Origin of the sequence: Brevundimonas sp. (assembly GCF_016463485.1) — a bacterium.
Classification (GTDB): domain Bacteria; phylum Pseudomonadota; class Alphaproteobacteria; order Caulobacterales; family Caulobacteraceae; genus Brevundimonas.
Map to the genome: position 1 here is coordinate 1 of NZ_JAEMRD010000250.1, position 2144 is coordinate 2144.

The 2144-nt window shown below is 71.8% G+C and carries 1 protein-coding gene; it reads right to left on the reverse strand.

Annotated features, from left to right (window positions below):
• On the reverse strand, positions 1–2144 hold a 2144-nt coding region (gene mutS / locus JHC99_RS18560), incomplete at both ends, for a DNA mismatch repair protein MutS (RefSeq protein WP_292156171.1).

Consider the following 2144-nt stretch of genomic DNA (forward strand, 5'->3'; position numbering starts at 1 on the left):
GCAGGGCCTCGGCGCAGGCCCAGGCGATGGCCAGGCCGTCATAGGTCGCCGTGCCCCGGCCGATCTCGTCCAGAACGACGAAGCTGCGGTCCGTGGCCTGGGTCAGGATGGCGGCGGTCTCGACCATCTCCATCATGAAGGTGGACCGCCCGCGCGCCAAATCGTCCCCGGCCCCGACGCGTGAGAACAGCCGGTCCACGACCCCCAGCCGCATCGACCGCGCCGGCACGAAGCTGCCCGCCTGGGCCAGCACCACCATCAGGGCGTTCTGGCGCAGGAAGGTCGACTTGCCGGCCATGTTCGGCCCGGTGACGATCGACAGGCGCGGGCAGCCGGAGCCGGGCAGGGGCTGACCGTCCAGTCGGCAGTCGTTGGGGGTGAAGGGATCGCCGGCCTTCTTCACGGCGGCTTCCACGACGGGATGGCGCGCGGCCTGGACCTCGAAAGCCCGGCTGTCGTCCACGACGGGGCGCACGCCGCCGACTTCCTCGGCCCACTCGGCCAGCGCCGCCGTGGCGTCCAGGTCGGCCAGGGCGTCTGCGACGGCCTGCAGAGGCTGGGCCAGACGCTGGACGGTGCGTCGCCAGCCCTCGAAGGTCTCGCCCTCCATGGCCAGGGCCCGATGGCCCGCCTGGCTGATCTTTGCGTCCAGCTCCGACAGTTCGACGGTGGTGAACCGGACCTGGGCGGCCAGGGTCTGGCGATGGATGAAGGGATTGTCGGGCCCTGCCCGGAACAGGGGCTCTGCGTGTTTGGCCGTGGTTTCCAGGAAATAGCCGAGCACGGCGTTGTGGCGCACCTTGAACGGCACCCCCGATTCCCGCACCGCCCGCGCCTCGAGGTCGGCGACCACCCGGCGGCTGTCGTCGCGCAGACCCAGGGCCTCATCGAGCTCGGGCCGGAAACCGGGCCGCACGAAACCGCCGTCCCGCGCCAGATGCGGCGGCTCCTCGACCAGCCCCTCGGCCAGCTCGACCATCAGCCCCGCTACCTCGGGCGACAGGGTCAGGCCGTCCAGACAGGCGACGATCCGGGCAGGCGGGCCGGTCAAAGGATCGGGGCTCCGCACGAACAGCCCGGCGATCCCTTCGGCGAGGCTCAGACCGATCCGGATGGCGGCCAGGTCGCGTGGTCCGCCGCGTCCGAGCGCCAGGCGCGACACCGCCCGCGCCACATCGGCCGAGGCGCGCAATCCGTCCCTCAGGTCACGCCGCAGGTCGCGACGCTCCAGCAGCCATTCGACCGCATCGAGTCCTTCATTGATCCGGGCCGGATCACGCAGCGGCCGTGCGATCCGTTCGGCCAGGGCCCGCGCACCGCCTGACGTCAGCGTCCGGTCGATACAGGCCAGCAGCGATCCCTCCCGCTCGCCCCTCTGGCTGCGGTCGATCTCCAGGCTCTGGCGCGTCGCCGGATCGATGGCGAGGAAGCCCACGTCGCCCGATCGGCGCGGCGGGGCCAGGGCCGGAACCCGGCCCGCCTGGGTCGTTTCCAGATAGGCGGCGATCAGGCCGAGCGCCGAGACCTCCGCCTCCTCGAAAGCCCCGAACCCGTCCAGGGAGGCCACGCCATACAGCCGTTCGACCCGGCTGCGCGCCGCGCCCGGTTCCGCGACCGCCGAGGCCAGGGCCTGGACGATGCCGCCCGAACCGTCGAGCGCGCCCTTCAGGTCCGGATCGGAAAAGGCCTTGTCGGTGACCAGCACCTCGGACGGCCGGAACGCGCCCAGCGTCGCGGCCAGGTCGGCCAGGTCACAGGCCACGGAATCCACCGCTCCCGCCGACAGTTCGACCACCGCCACCGCTGCTCGGCCCTTGCGCACCGCCACCGCCGCCAGCCGGTTGGCGCCCCGCGCGTCCAGCAATGTGTCCTCGGTCAAGGTGCCGGGGGTCACGACGCGGACGATGTCGCGCGCCACGATCGACTTGGACCCACGCTTCTTCGCCTCGGCCGGGGTCTCGATCTGGTCGCAGATGGCGACACGCTTTCCGGCCCGGATCAGCCGCGCCAGATAGCCGTCCAGGGCATGGACCGGCACCCCGGCCATCGGAATGTCCCCACCCTGATGCTTTCCCCGCTTGGTCAGGGTGATGCCCAGCAGGCCGGCCGCGACCTCGGCGTCCTCGAAGAACAGTTCGTAGAAG